The sequence below is a fragment of the Paracoccus sp. KR1-242 genome (genome assembly GCF_049446195.1).
Taxonomy (GTDB): Bacteria; Pseudomonadota; Alphaproteobacteria; order Rhodobacterales; family Rhodobacteraceae; genus Paracoccus; species Paracoccus broussonetiae.
This window is the reverse complement of sequence record NZ_JBMSED010000020.1, coordinates 1-21,456: the sequence shown is the minus strand read 5'-3', so window position 1 is coordinate 21,456 and position 21,456 is coordinate 1. Positions and strand designations below refer to the sequence as shown.

At 61.3% G+C, this 21,456-nt stretch carries 25 protein-coding genes; 18 read left to right on the top strand and 7 right to left on the bottom strand.

The genetic code is table 11. The features are described from left to right. The first annotated feature begins 163 nt into the window (after positions 1-163). The 12 genes from ACO2Q4_RS22815 (at position 164) to tnpC (ending at position 12,126) form a co-directional block, all read left to right on the top strand. Entirely contained in the window at positions 164-1,216 is a 1,053-nt protein-coding gene (locus tag ACO2Q4_RS22815; RefSeq protein ID WP_423322070.1) for a LuxR C-terminal-related transcriptional regulator, read from the top strand. 113 nt (positions 1,217-1,329) lie between these two features. After that, positions 1,330-2,235, top strand: coding sequence for a LysR family transcriptional regulator (locus tag ACO2Q4_RS22810; RefSeq protein WP_423322069.1), 906 nt, complete (start codon positions 1,330-1,332; stop codon positions 2,233-2,235). Between the two features lie 121 nt (positions 2,236-2,356). Next, positions 2,357-3,760 carry a Na+/H+ antiporter NhaC family protein gene (locus ACO2Q4_RS22805; protein ID WP_423322068.1) on the top strand — a complete coding sequence of 468 codons (1,404 nt, stop codon included), beginning with the start codon at positions 2,357-2,359 and terminating at the stop codon, positions 3,758-3,760. A gap of 11 nt (positions 3,761-3,771) precedes the next feature. Further along, on the top strand, positions 3,772-5,139 hold the full coding sequence (locus ACO2Q4_RS22800) for an MmgE/PrpD family protein (protein ID WP_423322067.1): 1,368 nt from the start codon (positions 3,772-3,774) through the stop codon (positions 5,137-5,139). Continuing rightward, positions 5,136-6,518 carry a M20 family metallopeptidase gene (locus ACO2Q4_RS22795; RefSeq protein WP_423322066.1) on the top strand — a complete coding sequence of 461 codons (1,383 nt, stop codon included), beginning with the start codon at positions 5,136-5,138 and terminating at the stop codon, positions 6,516-6,518. Before ACO2Q4_RS22800 ends, ACO2Q4_RS22795 begins: the two co-directional genes overlap by 4 nt. 525 nt (positions 6,519-7,043) lie before the next feature. Further along, a complete protein-coding gene (locus tag ACO2Q4_RS22790) occupies positions 7,044-7,637 on the top strand; it encodes a prephenate dehydrogenase/arogenate dehydrogenase family protein (protein WP_423322065.1) in 594 nt (197 codons plus the stop codon). 221 nt (positions 7,638-7,858) lie between these two features. Next, complete coding sequence (locus tag ACO2Q4_RS22785) at positions 7,859-8,395, top strand: MFS transporter (protein WP_423322064.1); 537 nt, start codon at positions 7,859-7,861, stop codon at positions 8,393-8,395. Between the two features lie 2 nt (positions 8,396-8,397). Next, the gene (locus ACO2Q4_RS22780) at positions 8,398-9,084 is read left to right on the top strand and encodes a hypothetical protein (RefSeq protein ID WP_423322063.1); all 687 of its coding nucleotides are present in this window, start codon (positions 8,398-8,400) and stop codon (positions 9,082-9,084) included. 16 nt (positions 9,085-9,100) lie between these two features. Next, positions 9,101-9,676, top strand: coding sequence for a TetR/AcrR family transcriptional regulator (locus tag ACO2Q4_RS22775; RefSeq protein WP_423322062.1), 576 nt, complete (start codon positions 9,101-9,103; stop codon positions 9,674-9,676). A 184-nt stretch (positions 9,677-9,860) separates the two neighbouring features. Further along, positions 9,861-10,223 carry an IS66-like element accessory protein TnpA gene (tnpA, locus tag ACO2Q4_RS22770; RefSeq protein ID WP_423322061.1) on the top strand — a complete coding sequence of 121 codons (363 nt, stop codon included), beginning with the start codon at positions 9,861-9,863 and terminating at the stop codon, positions 10,221-10,223. After that, complete coding sequence (gene tnpB / locus ACO2Q4_RS22765) at positions 10,220-10,567, top strand: IS66 family insertion sequence element accessory protein TnpB (RefSeq protein ID WP_423322060.1); 348 nt, start codon at positions 10,220-10,222, stop codon at positions 10,565-10,567. The genes tnpA and tnpB overlap by 4 nt, the downstream gene beginning before the upstream one ends. Positions 10,568-10,626: 59 nt before the next feature. Then, positions 10,627-12,126, top strand: a complete 1,500-nt coding sequence (gene tnpC, locus ACO2Q4_RS22760; protein WP_423322059.1) for an IS66 family transposase — start codon at positions 10,627-10,629, stop codon at positions 12,124-12,126. Between the two features lie 116 nt (positions 12,127-12,242). Here the strand turns inward: tnpC and ACO2Q4_RS22755 are convergent, their stop codons facing one another. Beyond that, entirely contained in the window at positions 12,243-12,578 is a 336-nt protein-coding gene (locus tag ACO2Q4_RS22755; RefSeq protein WP_423322058.1) for a DMT family transporter, read from the bottom strand. Positions 12,579-12,803: 225 nt separating this feature from the next. Here ACO2Q4_RS22755 and ACO2Q4_RS22750 point away from each other — a divergent pair, with 225 nt between their 5' ends. The 4 genes from ACO2Q4_RS22750 (at position 12,804) to ACO2Q4_RS22735 (ending at position 15,218) form a co-directional block, all read left to right on the top strand. After that, on the top strand, positions 12,804-13,046 hold the full coding sequence (locus ACO2Q4_RS22750; protein ID WP_423322057.1) for a type II toxin-antitoxin system ParD family antitoxin: 243 nt from the start codon (positions 12,804-12,806) through the stop codon (positions 13,044-13,046). Further along, positions 13,036-13,356 carry a type II toxin-antitoxin system RelE/ParE family toxin gene (locus tag ACO2Q4_RS22745; protein ID WP_423322056.1) on the top strand — a complete coding sequence of 107 codons (321 nt, stop codon included), beginning with the start codon at positions 13,036-13,038 and terminating at the stop codon, positions 13,354-13,356. Before ACO2Q4_RS22750 ends, ACO2Q4_RS22745 begins: the two co-directional genes overlap by 11 nt. Before the next feature lie 245 nt (positions 13,357-13,601). Further along, the gene (locus tag ACO2Q4_RS22740; RefSeq protein WP_423322055.1) at positions 13,602-13,868 is read left to right on the top strand and encodes a hypothetical protein; all 267 of its coding nucleotides are present in this window, start codon (positions 13,602-13,604) and stop codon (positions 13,866-13,868) included. A gap of 315 nt (positions 13,869-14,183) precedes the next feature. Then, entirely contained in the window at positions 14,184-15,218 is a 1,035-nt protein-coding gene (locus tag ACO2Q4_RS22735) for a tyrosine-type recombinase/integrase (RefSeq protein ID WP_423322054.1), read from the top strand. Positions 15,219-15,259: 41 nt separating this feature from the next. On the opposite strand, the gene ACO2Q4_RS22730 is transcribed toward ACO2Q4_RS22735, so the two are convergent. After that, positions 15,260-15,568, bottom strand: coding sequence for a type II toxin-antitoxin system RelE/ParE family toxin (locus tag ACO2Q4_RS22730; RefSeq protein WP_423322053.1), 309 nt, complete (start codon positions 15,566-15,568; stop codon positions 15,260-15,262). After that, entirely contained in the window at positions 15,565-15,816 is a 252-nt protein-coding gene (locus ACO2Q4_RS22725) for a CopG family ribbon-helix-helix protein (protein ID WP_423322052.1), read from the bottom strand. The genes ACO2Q4_RS22730 and ACO2Q4_RS22725 overlap by 4 nt, the downstream gene beginning before the upstream one ends. A gap of 301 nt (positions 15,817-16,117) precedes the next feature. Between ACO2Q4_RS22725 and ACO2Q4_RS22720 the strand changes: the two genes are divergently transcribed. Then, positions 16,118-16,789, top strand: coding sequence for a division plane positioning ATPase MipZ (locus tag ACO2Q4_RS22720; RefSeq protein WP_423322051.1), 672 nt, complete (start codon positions 16,118-16,120; stop codon positions 16,787-16,789). Continuing rightward, positions 16,786-17,124, top strand: coding sequence for a hypothetical protein (locus tag ACO2Q4_RS22715; protein ID WP_423322050.1), 339 nt, complete (start codon positions 16,786-16,788; stop codon positions 17,122-17,124). Before ACO2Q4_RS22720 ends, ACO2Q4_RS22715 begins: the two co-directional genes overlap by 4 nt. Before the next feature lie 86 nt (positions 17,125-17,210). Here ACO2Q4_RS22715 and ACO2Q4_RS22710 read toward each other — a convergent pair whose 3' ends face one another. From ACO2Q4_RS22710 to ACO2Q4_RS22695, 4 genes are all read right to left on the bottom strand, one after another. Then, positions 17,211-18,236, bottom strand: coding sequence for a replication initiator protein A (locus ACO2Q4_RS22710; protein WP_423322049.1), 1,026 nt, complete (start codon positions 18,234-18,236; stop codon positions 17,211-17,213). Between the two features lie 204 nt (positions 18,237-18,440). Continuing rightward, positions 18,441-18,848, bottom strand: a complete 408-nt coding sequence (locus tag ACO2Q4_RS22705; protein ID WP_423322048.1) for a hypothetical protein — start codon at positions 18,846-18,848, stop codon at positions 18,441-18,443. Positions 18,849-18,907: 59 nt separating this feature from the next. Continuing rightward, positions 18,908-20,557: a type IV secretory system conjugative DNA transfer family protein gene (locus ACO2Q4_RS22700; protein ID WP_423322076.1), complete on the bottom strand. Its 1,650-nt coding sequence runs from the start codon at positions 20,555-20,557 to the stop codon at positions 18,908-18,910. Between the two features lie 191 nt (positions 20,558-20,748). Then, on the bottom strand, positions 20,749-21,294 hold the full coding sequence (locus ACO2Q4_RS22695) for a hypothetical protein (protein WP_423322047.1): 546 nt from the start codon (positions 21,292-21,294) through the stop codon (positions 20,749-20,751). Positions 21,295-21,456 lie beyond the last annotated feature (162 nt).

Sequence of the window (21,456 nt, the reverse complement as noted above, 5' to 3'; positions counted from 1 at the left end):
TCGCTGCCCGCCGAGAGGGTTGTGCATGCTCAGAATCAGAGCATTGATGGCACAATAGCAGGGGCCCAAGAGGACCGGCTTGTTTAGAGTCACAAGAAGTGTTGACATGTGACTAAGCATGACGGCTGGAGACATTTGGCCGTCTCTCGACTGAGGTCAACCCATGAACGATGCTGAATACTTAGCTGGCTCGATCGGAGCCGTCGCTCGGAAGATCGGCCAACCTGGTTTCCACGAATCGTTGCTGGAGCTGATCGGCGACATGCTCCCCCATGAGACCGGATGGGTCGTGAACTATCCGGCCAGCCAGCAGCCAGATATCCTCTATACGAAGAGAGTGAGTCCGTGGATAGTAGACTACTACTTGAAGGCACAACCTGCAGATAGAGATCCCTACTGGAATTCATGGCGAACAGATAATATGCCCCGCATTGAAACCATGGACACCGCTCTCATGCGTGCAGGAGATCACAAATTTTATACTGCCGATTTTATGAAAAAAATGCAGTTTGAAGATGAGGTGGCGATTTACCTTCCGGCTCCCGGGCTATCCTGCATATCTCTTTTCTTTGAGAGAAGCATGGAGAGGTTCGCAGAAGAAGATATTAGTAGGTTGCATCGTTTATTCCCGATGATCTTGGACTTCCATGATACCCACCTCAGGGCTCTTTATGCCAACGCGACGAGCGAGGCGGGCGGATTTCAAGGATACGACGACGAAGCGGTGGCAGTATTCGATGCAAGTGGCCGATTGGTTATTTCGACGGATAAATGGACGGAGGCGGAATATAGTTTCCCGGACATCGCAGTGCTCAGAGCTTTGAGCTGCTGCTCAGACATAAAAAAAGCTGCTGCAGGTCTTCCTATAGCGATAGACGTCTCCGAGCTTGCCGAGCATAGCCAGTTCGGTCCTCGTAGCTTGGTACTGAACATTCGCGGATTTTCGGAAAAAATACAAGACTTGGATGCTGATGCAATAATTAGCCAACTCACTCCCCGAGAGAGAGATATCGTGGCGTTGATCTTGGAGGGTGCCAGTACGGGAAATATTGCACAGAGTTTAGGGATTTCGAAAGGAACTATTAAGAACTGCCGTCTCCGTATCTACAGAAAGTTTGGTGTCGGGTCAGAGCGAGCACTCGTTGCCCAGATGCTCAATTGTGCATCGGAGCTGAAGTTTCAGCTTTCAGTAGTTAGATCCCGCCGGATTAGATAATACTAGATTTCACTCCGACGAGTTGATGGATGGGCCGCTTTGTACTACAGCAATTCGCGTTGCTCTAGGTGCAGCAACGCCTCTATTGATGTGTGGAAAACACACCGTCAGCTATGAGACCCATGATCGTCGGCACCGCTCTTCGATACTTTTTGACAGCCGCCGAACGCGGCTCGATCGCTGACGCCGCGCAGCATCTTCACGTCGCCCCGTCTGCTGTCAGCCGGATGATCCGCAAGCTGGAGGAGGAATACGGCACTCCTCTGCTGGAGCGTCGCCCCCGCGGCATCGTGCCCACGGAAGCGGGGCAAAAGCTGGCCCATCTCGGGCGCCGGATGCTGATGGAGGCCGAACGCGCGAGGGTCGAAATCGTGGATGCCAGCCCACTTGGCCAATACACGATCCGCATAGCGACCAATCAAGCCTTCGGGATGGAGATGCTGCCTCGTATCATCGCCGGATTACAGGGCCGCAATCCCGCCTTGGTCTTCCACCTCGATATCCTACAGTCGGAAACTATCAACGAACGCATCCGCGAGGGGAAGGAGGACATCGGCATCACCTTTGACATGTCCACTCCGCGCGGCGTCGAAATCCTGCACCAAAGCCGTCCCGCCCTTTATGCGGTCATGGCACCCGATCACGAACTAGCGGCCAAAAGCGCCGTCACCTTCCGCGAGGTGGCGATGCATCCGCTTGCCATGATGGGCGATGGCAGCACCAACCGTCTGACCATCGACATCTGTGCAGCCGAAGAAGGGGTGACCCTGACCCCTGCCCTGATCAGCAACAGCGGCAGCGCGCTTCAGAATTATTGCATCGAACGCAATGCAATCTCGTTCTTCAGCAAGATCACGGTCAGCGCGTCGATCGAACGCGGCCAGCTTGTCGCCGTCCCGCTGGCGATCAGCCAATCGGCACGGCGCCTTCTGCATATCCAAGGCATGAGCGGGCGGCGGCTGACTCCAAGCGTGATGATGGTCGTGGGCGAGATTAAGAAGCATCTCGGCGACGTCTAATTTCTAGATGGATTGCGTCGCAATATTATAATTTTCTCTCGTCCTCTCCTGAGAGTAGACCGGATTATAATCCGCCGGAGCCAACCGGACGGGACATGACACCAACCGGGAAGGACATCTCTTGAATACCCACATTGCCGCTGGGCAGGATCAACGTCTGTTCAGCCAACCCATCATGACGGCTGTCGTCGTTCTGTCGGTCACCGCCTGTGTCATCATCGGGGTAACTGGCTCCGCCGCCACCTTCTGGGGGCTGGTCCCCATCCTGCTTTATGCCGTGCTGTGCGTTTGGGGCCTCGACATCGTGCTGGCTACCGGGGTCGCGCTGATCGCGGCCTTTGCGATCCTTCAACCCGTCCCCGCCGAGGTGGGCAAGATGCTCGGCTCGGCGCTAAGCGAGAATGTCACGCAGATCGGCATGATTGCCGTCCTCGGTGCTGGTTTGGGCGAGGTGCTGCGCGCGACAGGCGTTGCCAATAACGTGGTGACCGGCGTGCTGGGCCTAATCGGGCAACGCTCGCAGCGGTTCGTGATCCTCGGCATCATGCTGGCGGCGGCGCTGGTCATCTTCATGCTGGGCACCATCGGCGGCGCGCTGGCGATTGCCGCGCCGATCCTGATCCCGCTCGCGACTCGTTTCGGCATCACCCGCCGCGCGACGGCGATGGCGTTCCTGTATGGCGGCTGCGCGGGTCTGGCACTGGCGCCGTTTGCCGGATCGAACATCGCAGTGATGGTGGCGGCCGATGTCGGCTATCTGGAATACGTGACCTATGGCGCGGGGCCGCTGTTCATCCTGTCCTTCGTGCTGGGCTTCCCCATCGTTCTTTACCTGCAACGCTTGGCCGCGCGCGAGAACGACTATTACCCGCCGCTGGACGACACCCCTGAGGATGTCTCGTTCAAGGCCAGCCGTCAGGCGACCGCCGTCTTCGTACTGGGCCTGTTCGCAACGGTCGTTTATGCGCTTTACAGCCGGGGCGGCATCGCCATTCCGATCATCGCCCTGCCGCTTCTGGCCTTCCTCACCGGCACCGTCGGCCGCAACGCCCCGACCGAAACGCTGAAGCAGTTCTATCGCGGCGCGGGATCGGTGATCCACCTGTTCCTGCTGTTCTGGATGCTGTCCACCCTATTCAACGTGCTGGACGAGCTTGGTCCGCTGGAAGCGATCGCGACCAATTTTAGCGCCGATCTGACCTCGTTCTCGCCCTATATGTTCGCGGTGATCGTGGCGTTTATCGGCCTGGCCGGCGTTCCAGGCGCATCCGCTGCGGTGGTTGTTCTAGTCGACAACATCTTCGGCGACATGGCAGGGCAAGCGGGCATCAGCACCGCCGCATGGATCATCGTGCTGATCTTTGCGTCGAAGGGCGACACTTATGGCCCGTTCCCGAACCCGAACATGGTCACCTGCATGGGCATGGCCCGCTATGACAAGCTTAAATACATGCTGCTTTCCGGCTGGATGCTGCTGATCCCCGCTGCGGTCATGTATTCGATCCTCCTCTACTTCGTCGTTTGAAAGGTGCCGGCATGACCGATACGGAAACTCCTCTCCTCGTTCATCTGGCAGACTGGATCACGGGCCGCTCGCGCGACTGGCCGGCCGAGGTGACGCAGCGTGTCGGTCATGCCTTTGCCGATACCATGGCCTGCATCGTCGCGGGATCGGTCGATCCGGTCTCGCTGAAGGTGCGGCAGGCGGCGATGGGCTGGGGGAACGGCACGGCAACGGTGGTGGGCGGAACGCCCCTGCCCGCACCGTCGGCGGCGATGGTCAACGGCACGGCGGCCCATGTGCTGGAGATCGACGACAACTACTATCCCGCGCTGACGCACGCCTCGGCCGTGATCGTGCCCGCGCTTCTGGCGCTGGCGGACGAGGTGGATGCCAGCGGGGCCGACCTTTTGGATGCCTATGCCGTGGGGCTGGAACTTCACGCCCTTCTGGGGCGCGGCGTCAACCGCTCGCACTACTTCGCGGGCTGGCATCCGACCGCGACCATCGGCTGCATCGGCACCGCAGGGGCCTGCGCGCGCCTGCTGCGGCTGGACCGCGACCGCACCGTTGCCGCCATGAGCATCGCGACCAGCATGGCCTCGGGCAACAAGGCCCAGTTCGGGACAGAGGCGAAGTCCTTCCAATGCGGCATGAGCGCCTCCAATGCCGTCCGCGCCGCGCGACTGGCCGAGGCGGGGCTTCAGGGCAATCCCGATGTGCTGGAGGACCCGCAGGGCTTCCTTTCGCTCTATGGCGGTCCCGATCCGCGCGGTTGGAACGAGCCGCTGAAGAAGCTAGACAACCCGCTGGCGATGCAGGAGTTCGGCGTCGCACCGAAACGCCATGCCTGCTGCGGATCGGCCCACAATTCGGTCGACTGCATTCTGGACCTGCGGGCCGAACACGGCTTCACCGCCGACGATGTGCAGCGGATCGAGGTACTGGTCGGTGCCAGCAACAAGAAGAACCTGCGCTATGACGATCCGCAAGACGAGTTCCAGGCCCGATTCTCGCTGCATTACAACATCGCACTGGCCCTGACCCAAGGCACCATCGGGCTGGAGGATTTCACGCCCGAAGCCGTCGCCCGCCCCGAGGTCCGCGCCCATTTGCCGCTGACCACCATGCGCGCCCGAACCTTCGAAGAAGAGCCGAAGGATCCCGACGACCGCCCGCCGCATATCGTCAAGGTGACGCTCAAAGACGGGCAGGTGCTGGAACGGTCGCGCGTCTATGCCAAGGGACTGATTCAGGACCCCTTCACCGATGCCGAGCGCGAGACCAAGGTGCGCGCCTGCTGCCAGCCGATCCTCGGGCCGCAGACGGATGCACTGATCGCCATGATGCGCGATCTTGCGGCGGTCCCGCGCATCCGCGATCTGACGGCGATGCTTGCATGACGAAAGCCAAGGCCCTCGCCGCCGCCGATGCCTTCTTCGCCGCTGGTTTCGCGGACGACCTGCGCCGCCGCGTCGCCTATCGCAGCGTCAGCCAGGACCCCGCCGCCGCGCCGGAACTGGACCGCTATCTGGCCGAGGTAGTCGTGCCGGAACTGGAGGCGATGGGCTTCGACTGCCGCATCCTGCCCAATCCGGTGCAGGGCAAACCCGCCTTCCTATTTGCGCAGCGGATCGAGAGCGCGGACCTGCCGACGCTGCTGACCTATGCCCACGGCGACGTGGTGGCGGGGATGGACGCGCAGTGGTCGGAGGGGCTGTCGCCTTGGATCCTGACGGAGCGCGCAGGCCGCTGGTATGGGCGCGGCACTGCCGACAATAAGGGCCAGCACGCGGTCAACTTCGCAGCCTTAGCCGCCGTCATCGCGGCGCGCGGCGGCATCCTTGGCTACAATGTCAAGTGCCTCTTCGAGATGGGCGAAGAATGCAGTTCCCCTGGCCTGCGGGAGCTGTGCCGGTCAGAAGGCGAATTGCTGGCGGCCGATCTGCTCATCGCCTCGGATGGCCCGCGATTGTCGGAAGATGTGCCGACGCTCTATCTCGGCTCGCGCGGGTCGGTGCTGATGGAGCTGACCTGCTCCCTGCGCGACACGGCGCTGCATTCGGGCAACTGGGGCGGGGTGATGAAGAACCCCGCGACCATCCTAGCCAATGCGATTTCGGCGCTGGTGGACGGCAAAGGTCGGCTTCTGGTCGAAGGTCTACGCCCCGCCGGAATTCCATCGTCCGTCCGCGAGGCGCTGGCCGGGCTGGATATTTCAGACGAAAGCATGGGTCGGACTTTGGACGCCGATTGGGGCGAGCCGGGGCTGTCGATGGCGGAAAAGCTTCTGGGCTGGAACACCCTGGAGGTGATCTCGCTGGATGCCGGGAACGCCGACAACCCGGTCAACGCGATCCCGCCCACGGCGCGTGCGCATTGCCAGTTGCGGTTCGTCGTCGGTACCGACCCTGCGCAGGTCGTGCCGAAGATCCGGGACCGGCTTGCAGATCGCGGTTTCTGTGATGTGAGTGTTCGGCTGGTGCGCGGTGGTCCGGCAACGCGGCTCGATCCGGCGGACCCTTGGGTGGCATGGGCCGCAGCCTCGGTGGCGGATGTGCTGGGCAGGCCAGCGGCGATCAATCCCAATATCGGCGGCACGGTTCCGAACGATGCCTTTGCCGACATTCTCGGGCTGCCGACGATCTGGGTGCCGCATTCCTATCCCGGCTGCAAACAGCACGGCCCGGACGAACATCTGCCCAAGACCATCGCACAGACGGGCCTGCGCATGATGGTTTCTCTGTTATGGGACTTTTCCGAAACAACCACGAAAGCTTGATCCGTCATCGATAGGCCGGTCATTGAGGGTCCGCTTTCGGAAAGCTGCGGTGCAACAGTGCCGGCGCATCGACCGGCGGCTCTGGCCGAGCTTTCCCTATCCTCGGTTAAGGCTGCCGAACTCCTCCAAGCCTACCAATTGCTGTTCTGCGGATGTCACTCTGAGAGCTCTATGCAGACCTTTGCGCCCGATTGCTCATTTTATGCATATATGCATTGACGGAATTACTGCCTACCGATAGGTCGTATAAAGATTTTGTGGGATTGCGTTGATGATATCGCAGAAGAAGTCACGCCATGTGGTCGTAAGCCGCACCGACGTCGCGTGGAGCTGGGCCTGGGCGCACCTACGCGGTCAGCACAGCGCCCGCCTGATCACACAGTACAGCGAGCCCCGCATCGAACCAGCCTATTATCCCCCGCCGTCGGAGCGGTAAGGCCTTCGTGGGCCCGACCGCTGCTTTGTGCCAGCGGTCGGATCGGGATCGAAGACGATGACCCTGGCTTTCTTTCAAGGACAGGAACCATGTCATCCACCACCATCGTCATCATCGGCTTCGGCGCCTTCGGGCGACTGGTAGAACCATTTCTCTCTCCGCACCTGACGGTGCTTGTCTGCGATCCTTGTGCAGATGCGCGACGCTGCGCGCAGGCGGCCGGCCTACGGGCAATCGGCATCGAGGACATTGGATGTGCCGATGTCGTGATCCTCGCTATGCCCGTGCCGGCATTGGAGCGGTGTGTGCAGCACCTGTCCCCGTTTCTGCGCAAGGGTCAGGTCGTTATGGACGTCTGTTCGATCAAAGAAGGGCCTGCCCGCATGATGCAGGCGCTTCTTCCGAACGATGTCGAAATCCTTGCCACTCACCCGATGTTTGGTCCGCAAAGCGCAAAGGATGGCATCACCGGCCTGCAGATCGTCACGTGTCCGGTCCGGGGACGGCAATGGCGATGCATCGTTCAATTCCTTCGGCAAAGGCTCGGCCTGCACGTGATCATCACCACGCCGGAGGAGCATGACCGTCAGGCGGCCCTAACGCAGGGGCTGACACATCTTCTGGCACGGGCGGTCGATGGGTTGGCACCACCCCGGTCATCCGGACGCGCAGCTTCGACCTGATCATGGAGGGCCTTGCCATGGTGCGGAATGATGCGCCCGAGATCTTCGATGCGGTCGTTCATGGCAACCGGCACGTCGAGCGCATTCGGGATGACCTGATCGCGGCGCTCGTCGAAGAGGCCAGCCCTCCTTGCAGAGTGAGACTTATGGTTTGACATCTAGCATCCGATCGGTAGGTAGCAACACCGCGATCGAGCTGGTCAGCCAAGAAGGAGTTGAAAATGCTACAGCAGAAAATTCACGTGCGCGTGGGTTCGGGGTTCGTCATCACCATAGGTGCCATCGCCGCTTTGGGGCCGCTGGCCATCGACATGTATCTGCCCTCCATCATTGAAATGGCTGCGGACCTGCAGACGAGCTACGCCCGGATGCAGCTGTCGCTGACTGTCTTCCTTTTGGCGATGGGCGCCGGCCAGTTGCTGTTCGGCCCGCTGGTCGACGCCATCGGGCGGCGCAGGCCGTTGCTGGCAGGGCTCGTCGTCTACGTGCTTATGGCCGGTGTCGCGGCATACGCGCAGTCGTTCGAAATGCTGATCGTCGCGCGGGTGGCACAGGGTCTTTCCGCCGCAATTCTGCTGGTCGTCGCGATGAGCAGCGTGCGCGACGTGGCCGAAGGCGTGCGCGCCGCACAGATCTTCGCAATGCTGATGACGATCGAGGGGTTGGCCCCTATTCTGGCGCCCGTCGCAGGGGGAATGATCGGTGGCAGCTTCGGCTGGCGAGGCGTGCTTCTGGCCTTGGGCCTTATGGGGGGTTAGTCTTGCTGAACGCGATGGTCAACTTTGCCGAGACGCTGCCCCGGGCGGCCCGTGCCCCCCTCCGTCTGCACTCGGCGGCCCGGACGTATGGCGAGATCGTCCGCGATGTTGATTTCGTCCTGCCGGGGATTGCGCTGACCGGTGCGTTCTTCTTTCTCTTCGCCTATGTCGGCGGTGCGGGATACGCCTACCAGAGCGAGTTCGGACTGAGCGTCGAGTCCTTTGGCTTTGTCTTCGGCGGCACCGGTGTGGCCGTGCTGCTGGGTGCCATGCTGGCGGGCCGGCTTGTGGCGCGGATCAGGATCCAAATGCTGGCCGTCGCAGGCGTCAGCCTGCTATGCCTCGGCTCCTTTGTGGCGCTGATTGCGGGAACGGCCGGTATCGACCTTGCAGGCGTGGTCGCCGGCATGGCGATCGCGATGCTTGGCCTCGGCATCGCGGAAGCCACGCTGATGTCCATCGCCATGTCGGCGCGGGACACGGCGGTGGGTGCCAGCGTGGCTGTTCTGGGCGCCTTCCAACTGGGCGTCGCAGGGCTTGCAACACCGCTTGCCGGGCAGATGGTCGCCCACGGGGTGGGTGTCTGGCTTTCCTTGCTCATGGGGATTTCGCTGGTCGTGATGGTGCTGACCGCTGCCTGCGCCTATAGAAGCGCGCGGAACGGCCGTACCGTCGCCATACACCACTGATCCTGAAGGGACGAAGATGAGCAGCCTGTCACCGACCGCCGAGCGTATCTGCGACGCCGCGATCCGGCATTTCGCCGAGGTCGGGTATGAGGGGAGTTCCCTCAACGAGATCGCGACGGACGTCGGCATCCGCAAGGCTTCTCTCTATTCGCACTTCCGCGGCAAGGACGAGCTGTTCCTTGCCGCCCTGTCGGTCGCGTTGGAGGTGGAGCAGGCATTCGTTGCAGAAGCCTACGCATCGCCCGCACCGGATGGCGCGGGGTCCGGTTACGTGCAGGAGATCGACAAGCGCTACCCCACCTCGCCGCATCTGCGGTTCCTGCTGCGCGCCGCCTACCTGCTTCCCAAAAGCATCGCAAAGCAGGTGGGTGCAGGCTACGAGGGCTTTCTCGCGTCGCTTCGCCAGCACTATCTCGTTCAGTTGGACGCCGACCGGCCTGGCTTGGCGGAAGATGATCGCAACGGCTTTGCAGAAAGCTATGTCGGGATCGTGGAAAGCCTATTCGTCGAACTGACCTATGGTAGCACAAAGGCCATGGCTGTGCGGCGCGATGCGCTCTGGCGGATACTGTCGCAGGCGGTAGGAAAATAAGAATAAATGTCGTGGACGCCACGTTGGATGCCGTTCATTGGTTGGTGACGCCGACGCTGGCAATTGATCGCCACTCCTGTCGCCTTGAAGGGCGGGGGAAGTAAGCGTCCGGTCTGACCGCTCTGCCGAGGGGTGAGAGTGGGCGGTAGTGTCCACCATCGATAGTGGACACTATGGTGACTGTGTGGCTCGGCGGACGAAGCGGCTTTGGACGGACGAGGAGAAGCGGTCGATCTGCTTCCAGACAATGGCTCCGGGGATCTCGGTCGCGCAGGTTGCGCGTCGCTATGCGTTGAATGCCAACCTGATCTTCAAGTGGCTGCGCGATCCCCGCTACGCACCGGACCCTGCGTCGGCTCCGTCCGTATCGGAGGAGGCGCGCTTTCTGCCGGTGGAGATTGTCGTCGAGGATAAGCAGGTGCCCGCGGCAGCACCAGCCGCGGATAGCCATATCGAGATCGAACTGACCGGCGGGCACCGGATGCGGATCAGCGGCAGCTATAATCCCGAGGCGCTGGCGCGGCTGATCCGGGGACTGACGGCATGATCCCGGTTCCGGCCAATACGCGCGTCTGGCTGGCGGCGGGGGTGACGGACATGCGGAAGGGCTTTGCGGCCTTGGCGGCGCAAGCCGAGGCGGTGCTGAAGCAAGACCCGTTCGCCGGGCATCTCTTCGTGTTCAGGGGGCGCAGGGGTGACCTCGTGAAGGTGATCTGGTGGGATGGCCAGGGTGCCTGCATGTTTGTGAAGCGCTTGGAGCGGGGTCGGTTTGTCTGGCCCTTGGCCACGGAGGGCAAGGTGGCGCTGACGCCGGCGCAGCTGTCCATGCTGCTTGAGGGGATCGACTGGCGGGCACCGGAACGGACCTGGCGCCCGCTGTCGGCGGGATAATCCGACCGTTCGGCAACCACGGGATTCCCACAAGGAATCCCGTGAGATAGACTTCTTCCATGCTCAGTCAGACCCTGACCCTGCCTGAAGACCCCGAGGAACTGCGCAGCTTCACCGCGCGGCTTCTGGCCGAGGTGAAGGCGCAGGCGATCCTGATCGAGAAGCTGCGCCACCAGCTGGCCGGGCACCGCGCCCACCGGTTCGGGGCGTCATCGGAGACAGCAGAACAGCTTCAACTGGCGCTGGAGACCAGCGAGATTGCCGCCGCGGCAATGACCGCGCGGATGCGCCTGCCCGACATTGAGGAGAAGGACAAACCCAAGCGCCGTCCGATCCCGGATCATATCCTGCGGATGGAAGTGGAACTGGCGCCCGGCACAGATACCTGTGCCGATTGCGGCGGGCGGCTGCGCCGGATCGGCGAGGATGTGACGGAAGAGCTGGAGTATGTCCCTGGCCGGTTTATCGTGAACCGCATCGTCCGTCCGCGGCTGACCTGTGCCTGCTGTGAGCGGTTCATCCAGGCCCCGCTGCCGTCGCGCCCGATCGAGCGGGGCCGTCCGGGATCGGGACTGCTCGCCCATGTGCTGGTCAGCAAGTATGCCGATCATCTGCCCCTATATCGTCAGAGCCAGATCTTCGAGCGCGAGGGTCTCGACCTCGACCGGTCGACGCTGGCCGACTGGGTCGGCAAGACCACCGCCTTGCTGGAACCACTGGCCGATGCCATCGGCCGCCATGTCCTGTCGGCCGACGCGATCTTCGCCGACGATACACCGGTGCGCATGCTCGCTCCAGGAACCGGCAAGACGCAGACTGCCCGGCTTTGGACCTATGCCCGCGACGAACGGCCCTGGAGTGGCGATGCGCCACCGGCCGCCTGGTATCGCTTCTCCGGCGACCGCAAGGGTCAGCATCCCAGGGATCATCTCGCCCGCTTCCGCGGCTGGATGCATGCCGATGGCTATGCCGGGTTCGAGGATCTCTACCGTTCCGGCGCCATCCGCGAGGTCGCCTGCATGGCCCATGTCAGGCGCAAGTTCGTCGATATCCACCGATCGCAGGGTTCCCCGATCGCTGAAGAGGCCATCGCCCGGATCGCCCGGCTATATGCTGTCGAAAAGGAAGCCAGAGGCTCCCCACCTGATCGCCGCGCCGAACTGCGAAAGGCCCATGCCGCCCCGGTCTTCGACGACTTGGAACGATGGCTGGCCATCCAACTCACCACGATCTCGGGCAAATCCCCGCTCGCGGTCGCCATCCGCTACGCGCTGACGCGCATGGATCGCCTGCGCCCCTACCTCGAAAACGGCATCCTGGAACTGGACAACAATGCCGCCGAACGCGGCATGCGCGCCATTGCTCTCGGTCGGAAAAACTACCTCTTCGTCGGCTCCGAGGCCGGCGGCAAGGCCGCAGCCATCGCCTACACCCTGATCGAAACGGCCAAGCTCAATGCCGTCGATCCCCACGCCTGGCTCGCCGACACCATCGCTTGCATCCCGGACTACAAGATCAACAGGGTCGAGGATTTGGTGCCGTGGAGGTGGAACGGGTAGCGGTCAGACCGGACGCTTACCGGGGGAATGCCTGGATTGTCCCACCCTCGACTGCACGGGCGACCTTGGGGGCGACCGCGCAGCATCGGCATCACCAACCAAGGCGGACGGTCAGGTCAATGAGCTACGGACTTCGAAAACACATTGATGATGACGACACCAGTCAGAATAAACGCAAGGCCAAGTATGGCAGGAAGGTCGAGTGTTTCTCGATACCAAATCCAAGCAATCCCAGAAATGAGCACAATGCCCATACCCGACCAGATGGCGTAGACGATGCCAGTTGGCATGACCCGCATAGGGAACGAAAGGAACAAGAACGCAGCAGCATAACCGAAGATGGCAACAAGGCTTGGAGTGAGCTTCGTAAAACTAGATGACTTGGCCAATGCGGTTGTCGCAATCACCTCAGCAATGATTGCAAGAAGAAGCAGGATGTAATGCTTGGTCAATTTACGTCCGCCATGATGCTGAACTGAATGCCGGGCAATATACGAGGTTGGCGAAGGTCCGCAATGTCCCCTACACCGGACACACCTCCCTACAGAACCTGTACGCCAGAACAACCTCTTCCCAAAGCCACGGCCATTTTGTCCGCGTTTTGGCGCTCTGGACTAAGTTGGCAAAGATTGCCATTATAGCTACTCGACCGGCCAACTATGGATTGGAGCAGCCCCATGGCCACGATGAACGTCTCTATCCCCGACCCAATGAAGACCTGGGTCGAAGAGCAGGCTCAGGGTGGCCGATTCAGCAATGCCAGCGACTATGTCCGTCACCTGATCCGGCGCGACCAGGAGCGGTCCCAAGCAGTGGAGCAGCTGCAGGTAGCCATTACCGCCGGGTTCGAGAGCGGCCCTGCCAGACCCTTCGACGTCGCATCGTTCAAGGCGCGGATGCGCAGCCGGCATGAGCGGTGAGCGCCTTTGCATCCTGAGGCTCACGTCTCAGGCAGAAGCTGATTTGGAAGAGGTCTGGCTCTACGGGGAGGCCGAGTGGTCGGCAGCTCAGGCGGACAGATACGTTGACGGTCTCATGGCTGTGCTCAACCTGCTCTGCGACATGCCGGAGATTGCCCGTAAGCGCATGGAGTTCAGGCCGCCTGTCCGCATCCATCCCTCTGGTGCGCATCTGATCATCTACCGCTTGGAGGACGGCGGCTATCTCGATGTTCTGCGCATCCTCGGGGGACGTCAGAACTGGCGAAGGCTCTTGGAGGTGCTGGAGTGATCCCAGGATATGCTCGGCTATCAACAGCAGACCGGGACCTGAAAGTCAGCTACGGTCAGGATATCCTGAGCCGGATCTCGCGGGGCAATGAGAGGGCGCTGACGTCCGACTTCCTGCACTCCGTTATCGCGCGACAATCTGGGTGAGAATCTCATCCAGATTGTCGCGCTATTCTCCTTGGTTTCAATTGAAGGAAAATGTCTTTTGACGAATTCTATACTGTCGCTAGCTCCGGACCCCACGACATGAAGCCCAAGAATACTCCGAAGCAGAAGCTTGTTTTAAAGTCCGAAGAGGAGAAAATGCTCTATGAGGTCATACAACTTTTCTGCCGTTTCCCGCACACCGCTTTGAGTATGCCCTCGTTGACAAAGTGGGCGCTTGATCACCCCGCATCCGATGCGGTTCGTAAACGCGTCCTCGATGAAGGGGTGAAACCAGCTTACGACATATTTTCATGTCGCCGCCGAGCGTTGGTGGAGATGCTGGAGTCAGAATTGGGTCTTCGCTGAAGAACTACGTGACGACTGCCTCCTGGCGGGCACCGCGTTCTAGCCCAGACACAGAAGGGTCAGGATGCATTGATCCCGCCACTCCTAGGCTGTCGAAGGCACGCCCGCCTAACGTCACGCCCGGAAATCTACCCTAGTTGCCCATTCCCGGACTTGAGCTAACTCCCGTGTACATTGTCAAAATTGCAATAAATCCGCTGTAAAAACATTTATTGCGGATAATATCCTCGCCTTTGCTACGCGCCATGCACTTCCGATAAGTACCTCTTATCGTGACTCTTGCAAACCGGGCCGGAAGCGGCGCAGACTGCGCCCATGATGCTGCCGATCGCCCCCCCTGCCCTCTCCGCCGCCGAGGCCGAGGCGCTGACCGATCTCTGGCGCCGCGGCACCCCTGAGAACACCTTGCGGGCCTGGGAGCGCGACCTGGCCTATATCGCCGCCTGGAAGTTCCAGGCCTACGGCGAGGATCTGGCCTGGCCGGAATCCGAGGCGGTGGCGCTGCGCTTCCTGCTCGAGCATGCCCAGGACCTGAGCACGGCTTCCGGCCCGGCCCGGGAGGTGGCCGAGGCGCTGATCGCCGCCGGTTTGCGCCGCAGCCTCACCTGCCCTGCGCCCTCGACGCTCGATCGCCGCATCGCCTCCTGGCGCGCCTTCCATCGCATGAAGAACCTGGCCTCGCCCTTCCAGGCACCATTGGTCGCGGAAGCGCGCGGTCGCGCTCGCCGCGCCGCCGCCCGGCCGCGGCAACGGAAATCGGCGAACCCGGTCACCCGCGAGGTGCTGGAGAAGCTACTGGCCACCTGTGATGCCAGCCATCGCGGCTTACGCGACCGCGCCTGCCTGATGCTGGGCTGGGCCTCCGGTGGCCGACGCCGGGCCGAGATCGTCGCCCTGAACCACGACGATATCGACAGCCGCGACTTTGCCGAAAAGGGCCTGCTGCGCATCCGCCTGCTCAGCACCAAGACCACCGGGAAGGAGGCGGCGCCGCGGCTGCCTCTGAAAGGCCGTGCTGCGCGCGCAGTGATGCGCTGGATCGCGGTGGCGGGTATCAAGGACGGGCCACTGTTCCGGCCCGTGAGCCAGGCCGACCGGGTGCTGAAGCGCCGGCTCTCGGCGGATGGCCTGCGCCAGATCCTGCGCCATCGCCTGGTGCTGGCCGGATACCCGGCCACCTTCGCCAGTCCGCACGGATTGCGCGCCGGCTTCCTGACCCAGGCAGCGCTCGACCACACCCCCCTGCCCGCCGCCATGCAGCTCAGCCTGCACCGCTCGGTCCAGCAGGCGCAGAGCTACTATGCCGATGTCGATATCGCCGAAAACCCGGCAACGGATCTGCTGGAGTGAAGGCGGGGGGCCAACTCGGACCGATGATCCCGCTCAGGTACTTAGTCGGGCTGGATTCGCTCGCGTAAGGCGCGGGCCAGATCACGGGAGGTGTGAAATATCGCCAACACCGTAACCAGCTCCGGCTCGACTTGATAGATGATGAGGTAAGGCAGGTTTGGGACGCTCAGCTCGCGGGTTTCCGGAATTCTACCTGGTCGGCCGAGCGAAGGGAACTCTGGCAGGCGCCCTGCGACCCCAACGATGCCACGATAGACCTTCTCGGCAGCACTGTGATTGTCCAACGCGATGTAGTCCAAGATCGCCTCGAGGTCATCGGCAGCTGGCTCCGCAATGGCTAATCGCTTCAACGGACCCAGCCGTGCTTGCTGGCCACCCCGGCAAACACCTCATCTGCGGACCGCACCCTACCCTCGCGCGCGGCTTCTATTCCGTCCCTGATCCGCGTCATCTGCCAAGCATTGGCCGCTAAATACTGCTCAATCGCCTGGTTGACGATATAATTCCGCGACCGGTCCATCACGCTAGCCAAGGCATCAATCTCCGCGACCTTAGCCGTACGGATTGTAATGGGTTCGGATACGATGCGCTGCGGCATGATGTGCTCCCTTGTAATCATCTGTAATCATAACGCCAGAACGATCGTTAGCCAAGCCATGGAGCGTGCCCAAGAACCCGCCCCGCTCGCCTACGTCATCGCCGAGTCGAAGATCTATTACCTAGTAGCTACTAGATAGCTGATTAGTATCAAGAGATTGCAAACTGAATTTTCTGGCTTCTTATCCATCTTCTGATAGGATCAAGAGCAGCTACTAGATGGCTATCTGGTAGCTACTAGATAGTGATTTCGAGGAATAGAAACCTCTAGTTTCCTATGAAAAAACGAGCAGGAACAGGATATGCCGGTCATTAGCTTTGCGAACCCAAAGGGGGGGGCAGGTAAAACCACGACAGCCCTTTTGGCCGCTACCCAACTTGCCGAAAAGGGCGCGTCGGTCACAGTGATCGACGCGGATCCGGAGAGATGGATTTCTCAATGGGGAGCTCTCCCAGGAAAACCTCAACAGCTGCGGATCATCAGCGATGTGACAGAGGACACAATTGTTGATGTGATCGAGCGCGAGGCCGCACAGGCGCAATTCGTTATCGTGGATCTTGAGGGTACGGCGTCGCTTATGGTGGCAAACGCGATCGGCATGTCGGATTTCGTAACCATTCCACTGCAAGGCTCGAGCATGGACGCTAAAGGGGGAGCAAAAGTGCTACGCCTCATCACCTCGCAAGCCAAGATGGCACGTCGTACGATTCCGCATGCGGTGGTGCTTACGCGAACCAGTGCGGCGGTAAAGTCCCGCAGCCTTCGTAATGTAACCTCCGAGCTTGAGGAGGCGGGCATTCCAGTTTTTGACACAACCATCGTGGAAAGAGCGGCTTACCGAGACCTGTTCGATTTCGGTGGAACGCTGTCAATGCTCGATGTTTCACAGACTAGCAATCTTGAGAAAGCGATAGGCAATGCCGAGACGTTCGTGCGCGAGCTCGTCGCTAAGCTGCGGGGGGCGCAGGCATGACCGGCACCCGCGCCAAGATTGGTTTTGGCGATACATTGGACCTAAGTGACTTCGCGCCGGCCGTGCCAGCTAAGCCAGTCCCACACCCTGAAATGGCCGCTGCGGCCGGTTTTAAGCGCCGGGAGCCTAAGCCTGCCGTCGCACCCGTCGCGCCTCCGGCGAAGCAGCAGCGCCGCCGCAGGACCGGCAGAAATGCGCAAATCAATATCAAAGCCAAGCCGGAGACCCTTGAGCGGTTCTACGCGGCTGCCGATAGTATGGGTTACGGGGTAGGGGAGGCTTTTGAACTTGCCGTCGATCTCATCGAGGCCGAAATGCGGAAGCGTAGCAAGTAGCTATCTAGTATCTTTTAGATACCAGATTTAGATTGCTAGACCCTCTTCGGCCAGATCGGAGAATAGGTCACCTAGTCAGCCGCATCCTATGGTCGACCACGTCGCTCAAACCACTTGCGGCAAAAGCCGACGAAGGCTCCATCGGCATCGCGTGGCGGTTCAACAATCCAGTCTCGCCACTCGCGTTCTAGGTAGCGAACATCCCAGCCCGGCGCAGCTTGGCGCGCATGGTCATAGGTTTCCGGCTGTAACTGGGGCACGCTCGGCAGAGCAGACACCATTGTACCCCTGTTCTCGAAGATAACCATGTCAGCTTCGTCGTCGAAAGTAACTTGGTAGTCGGGCAGGTGATCGTGAAGCGCTAACTGCTTGATCATCTGCCGGAAGCGCTTTTCGGGACTCTGCGACCCAGACTTCATTAGCAGATGCTTCAGACTGATCTTCCAACTCTTCTGTTGACCACAATGCTTGCGTGCAAGTTCATAAACCCTGCGCTCGACCGGCTTGCGCAACCTAAAATAATCTCGGTGAAGAGTCAGAACTTCTTCGTTCCGAATGGCGTTGAAGACCCAGTCGGACAGCTTAATCTCGCACCAAAGCAAGCGGCCATCTAGCCCCTGCTTGCGCCGGATCGAGGACGCATCAATTAGACCGAAACCATCGATTTGCTCCTCGTCTCCCGTCGTGATGTTGGTCCTAATACGCGTCCCTTCCAAGCGGTCTAGCGCGTCCATCAGCGATAAATATTCTCGACCGCTAGTCCCTCTATTCGTAAAAATCAGCAATTCATGCGAGTTTATACGCACTCGTGGCGAAACCACCTCGCCACGCTTTAGCTTGGCCATGATCTGGCTGATACAATAGATTAGGATGTCCTTGTCATAGATGGTCGCCAATCCCTTGACGCTAGGTGTTATCTCCAGCCAGTGATTGCCGTTTTTATAGCGCTTCACCGCAGTCTCAGGCTTCTTGGAAAGCGAATAAAACGGATGCTCCATATGCTGCATCACGTCCTTGAGCACGGCATCAGCAACATCGCAGATGAACAGGTCATGCTGCGGGTGCCGATCTGGGAGGAGAGGGGCCAAGTCGTTCGTGTTTTCAGTTACCATAAGAGCATCTTCGTGTTTTCAGTTACCCACGTCAAGATTCGTGTTTTTAGTTACCAACGCAAGGATTTCAGTTACCACGATTCGTGTTTTTAGTTACCACGACAGAGCGCAACATGTTGAAGATAAAACAAAAAAAGGCGCAGAAAACTGACTTAACACAGATTCTAACACCTATTTAACACCCGGAGCCTGTGGATAAGTGGCTCAGGCACCGCCCAGAAGGCGCACCGCCCCTCCCAGAACTGCGCCTGCGGCCATCGCTCCGGCCCAGACCCAGCCGCGTTGCCGGCGCCAGCTATCTGCCCTGGATAACTCATCGCGGAGCCGCTCCAGGGCAGATAGCTGCAGCCGGGTCGCGGTCTCATCGAGATTTTTGCGCAGAGACGCGATGGCATCGGCAAAATGGTCGAGCACCGGATCCAGCGCCAGGTTGACCTCATTGCCGATGAACCGGCCGCAGAGCTTCGGATCGGTCTGGTCCCTTGTTGAGAGAGTGGCTTTGAGGGTTTCAGCCATGATCTGGCGCAGGTGCACCAGCTTTTCGTCCTGTTGCCCGAGGCGTTGGGACATCGCGGCCACGACCTGAGCGAGCAGATCAACAGTTTCGCGCATCTCGCTGTCGTGTGGTGGGGCAGGGGGCAAGGGTGGCGGCATGTCCGGTTCTCCTGTCGTCAGGGTTTTGCTTTGGTCTCCGGCTCGAACAGTTCCCTGAACTCGGGATCGGCGTAGTAGCGCAGCTTGCGGGCCACGGTGACGGGCTGGCCCTGGATGCGCAGGAGCTGGGCTTCGGGCGGCATCTGCATGATCTCATCGGGGGTCAGCAGGTCGCGGCCGGTGACGCTGGTGGTGGTGCTGTCGAGCTCTCCGGGCTTGTGGCTGGTGCTCTGGTAGGCGCGGGTTTCCTGGCCGATGCTCTGGCTCAGCCATTTCGCGGTCTCGAAATCATTGACCCCGAACACCTGCTGCACCCCGGCATTGGCGATGAAGGTATTGGCCCTTGTGCCGTAGAGATCCCTGAGCTGGCTCATGTCCTGCAGGATCGGCCAGAGCTGGATGCCATAGCCGGCCATCAACCCCATGGCGCGTTCCACCGCCTCCAGACGCCCCAAAGCCGCGAACTCGTCGAGCAGGAACAGGGCAGGGGGTAAATCGGATTGTGGGCGCCCGGGCCGTTCAGAGGGCCTTAGAGCGGCGCTGAGGGTTATCCCGGGTGCCGTAGCGGCCTGCAGCGCTGTCAGCGCCTCTGAGCCGCCTGTCAGGCGCTCTGTGGCCGCTTCCGGCTCTTTAGGGGTCATCAAGGGACCTAAGGCCCTTGGGAGGGCTCTGAGGGCCTCCTGCGGGTTCTCCGTGCCTTCCGGGCGCTCGGCGTCGCGGGCGATGTCCTGCAGCGCCTCGGAGACCAGCAGGCGCAGCCAGCGGCTATAGGCATCGAGCCGGTTCGGCGGCAGCACCAGGAAGACCGAGGTGACACCATGGCGCAGATCGGCAAAGCGCAGGTCCGAACGGCTCATCGCGGCGGTAATGCGCGGGCTGTCGAGGAAATGGGTGTGACGCTGTGCATTCGACAGCACCGAAGCCGCCTCGCGATCGGCCTTGCCGAGAAAGCGGTTGGCAGCACGGGCGATCAGCCCATGGGCCTGATCGCTCTGCTGCATCAGCTCGAGCAATTCGCGGAAGCGTTCCGGCGGCAGGGTCAGGTAGTCCCGCACCGCGGCGAGGTTGCGGCGCTCCGGGGTCTCGTGACAGGCCACGAACATGATAAGCCCGCCGAGCAGGGCTTTCGCTTCCTCATTCCAATGCGCTTCGGAGACCTGTCCGGGCGGATCCATGACCAGCGCCTCGGCGAGGGGCGCGGCATCCTCGCCGAGATCGGGGCTCTCCGCCGTCAGCCGGTCGAGCGGATTATAGGCCGCCCCGGGCAGGCCGGTGGCGCCGAAGGGATCGAGCACATGCACGGCGCCGAACTTCCGGCGCGCCGCGGCGGTGATGCGGGCATTCTCGCCCTTTGGGTCGATAACCAGCACCGGGCGGTTGGCGGTGAGCAGGTTCGGGATGATGGTGCCGACACCCTTGCCGGCCCGGGTCGGCGCGAGGGTGATCAGATGTGCCGGGCCGTCATAGCGCAGCAGCCGGTTCGTTTCGGCATCCCGCCCGATAAGTAAGCCATCGCCGCGCTGGAGCGCGGCGCGCTCGGCCCTGGAGCTGAACCGGGCCGAGCCATGGCTGCCATGGACGAGCCGGGTGAAGAGCGGCGTGAGCCCGCAATACTGGGCCCAGAAAAACAGCGCTACCGCCCAGGCCGGCAGCAGGCAGAGCACCATGCCGAGTTGCCCCAGCGTGGTTTCGACGTCCTGGCCGGTATCGACGCCCAGAACGAGGAAACGCAGCAGCACATAGGCCAGCATGCCGGCCCCGGTGCCGCAGAGCAGGGCGAAGGCCAGCAGCAGGATCCAGAGCGGCAGGGCCACCGAGAAGATCCCGAGCATCAGCAGCGCCCGGAAGGCGCGACCGATCACAGCCGGCTTCCCGGCCCCCGCCGGCTGTTCAGCTCCTCCGCCTGGCGGCGCAGTTCCTCGCGCAGCCGGCGGTCCTCGTCGCTCAATCCGACCACGTCAAAGGGCGAGCGCGGCGCGGGCGTTTCTGCAGCGGCCAGATCGGCATCGATCGATGCGCTGAATTCCGGCTCGTCGGCAATCTCTTCGGCCTGCGCCGCGGAGACGTTTCCGACAGCGGCAGTTCCGGCTTCAACTTCGGCTCCAATCTCAGTTCCCGCATCACTCTCAGCGTCCCCCTCGGGCGTCGCCGCGGCGGTCCTGACGTTCCAGCCGGCGAAGGTGACGCGATCCTGTTCGCGGGGCAGGTTGCGGATCAGCCGGTCGAGCATGGCGCTCGCGTTGCTGTCACGGGCGGCGAGGTCGATCAGCGCCCCGCCAAGGATGACCTTGCGCCTGGTGTCGAGCTTTCTTTCCTTCGCCGCTTCGCGGTTCTTCAGCGCCTGCAGACGGGCTCTGGCCTGGGCATAGCGTTTCTCGGCACGTTCGAGCTCGGTCTCGGCCATGAAATCTCCTTCCGGGGTTCAAATACCCTGCTGATTGAAAATGATCTTGAAAGCACAACCGTTAGCGCGTTACCCACAGTCCTGTAAAGGACAAGGGCGCACTTATGCAAACTTCCGCTCACCTGCGGTTCGACTGCAGTTTGCGTGCGATCTCCCCGGGGC

What these genes read in the sequence shown, in the direction of transcription:
- ACO2Q4_RS22815 (WP_423322070.1), top strand. Translation starts at nt 164, where the DNA reads ATGAACGATGCTGAATACTTAGCTGGCTCGATCGGAGCCGTCGCTCGG.
- ACO2Q4_RS22810 (WP_423322069.1), top strand. Translation starts at nt 1,330, where the DNA reads ATGAGACCCATGATCGTCGGCACCGCTCTTCGATACTTTTTGACAGCC.
- ACO2Q4_RS22800 (WP_423322067.1), top strand. Translation starts at nt 3,772, where the DNA reads ATGACCGATACGGAAACTCCTCTCCTCGTTCATCTGGCAGACTGGATC.
- ACO2Q4_RS22795 (WP_423322066.1), top strand. Translation starts at nt 5,136, where the DNA reads ATGACGAAAGCCAAGGCCCTCGCCGCCGCCGATGCCTTCTTCGCCGCT.
- ACO2Q4_RS22790 (WP_423322065.1), top strand. Translation starts at nt 7,044, where the DNA reads ATGTCATCCACCACCATCGTCATCATCGGCTTCGGCGCCTTCGGGCGA.
- ACO2Q4_RS22785 (WP_423322064.1), top strand. Translation starts at nt 7,859, where the DNA reads ATGCTACAGCAGAAAATTCACGTGCGCGTGGGTTCGGGGTTCGTCATC.
- ACO2Q4_RS22775 (WP_423322062.1), top strand. Translation starts at nt 9,101, where the DNA reads ATGAGCAGCCTGTCACCGACCGCCGAGCGTATCTGCGACGCCGCGATC.
- tnpB (WP_423322060.1), top strand. Translation starts at nt 10,220, where the DNA reads ATGATCCCGGTTCCGGCCAATACGCGCGTCTGGCTGGCGGCGGGGGTG.
- tnpC (WP_423322059.1), top strand. Translation starts at nt 10,627, where the DNA reads ATGCTCAGTCAGACCCTGACCCTGCCTGAAGACCCCGAGGAACTGCGC.
- ACO2Q4_RS22750 (WP_423322057.1), top strand. Translation starts at nt 12,804, where the DNA reads ATGGCCACGATGAACGTCTCTATCCCCGACCCAATGAAGACCTGGGTC.
- ACO2Q4_RS22745 (WP_423322056.1), top strand. Translation starts at nt 13,036, where the DNA reads ATGAGCGGTGAGCGCCTTTGCATCCTGAGGCTCACGTCTCAGGCAGAA.
- ACO2Q4_RS22740 (WP_423322055.1), top strand. Translation starts at nt 13,602, where the DNA reads ATGAAGCCCAAGAATACTCCGAAGCAGAAGCTTGTTTTAAAGTCCGAA.
- ACO2Q4_RS22735 (WP_423322054.1), top strand. Translation starts at nt 14,184, where the DNA reads ATGATGCTGCCGATCGCCCCCCCTGCCCTCTCCGCCGCCGAGGCCGAG.
- ACO2Q4_RS22725 (WP_423322052.1), bottom strand. Translation starts at nt 15,816, where the DNA reads ATGCCGCAGCGCATCGTATCCGAACCCATTACAATCCGTACGGCTAAG.
- ACO2Q4_RS22720 (WP_423322051.1), top strand. Translation starts at nt 16,118, where the DNA reads ATGCCGGTCATTAGCTTTGCGAACCCAAAGGGGGGGGCAGGTAAAACC.
- ACO2Q4_RS22715 (WP_423322050.1), top strand. Translation starts at nt 16,786, where the DNA reads ATGACCGGCACCCGCGCCAAGATTGGTTTTGGCGATACATTGGACCTA.
- ACO2Q4_RS22710 (WP_423322049.1), bottom strand. Translation starts at nt 18,236, where the DNA reads ATGGTAACTGAAAACACGAACGACTTGGCCCCTCTCCTCCCAGATCGG.
- ACO2Q4_RS22705 (WP_423322048.1), bottom strand. Translation starts at nt 18,848, where the DNA reads ATGCGCGAAACTGTTGATCTGCTCGCTCAGGTCGTGGCCGCGATGTCC.
- ACO2Q4_RS22700 (WP_423322076.1), bottom strand. Translation starts at nt 20,557, where the DNA reads ATGGTGCTCTGCCTGCTGCCGGCCTGGGCGGTAGCGCTGTTTTTCTGG.
- ACO2Q4_RS22695 (WP_423322047.1), bottom strand. Translation starts at nt 21,294, where the DNA reads ATGGCCGAGACCGAGCTCGAACGTGCCGAGAAACGCTATGCCCAGGCC.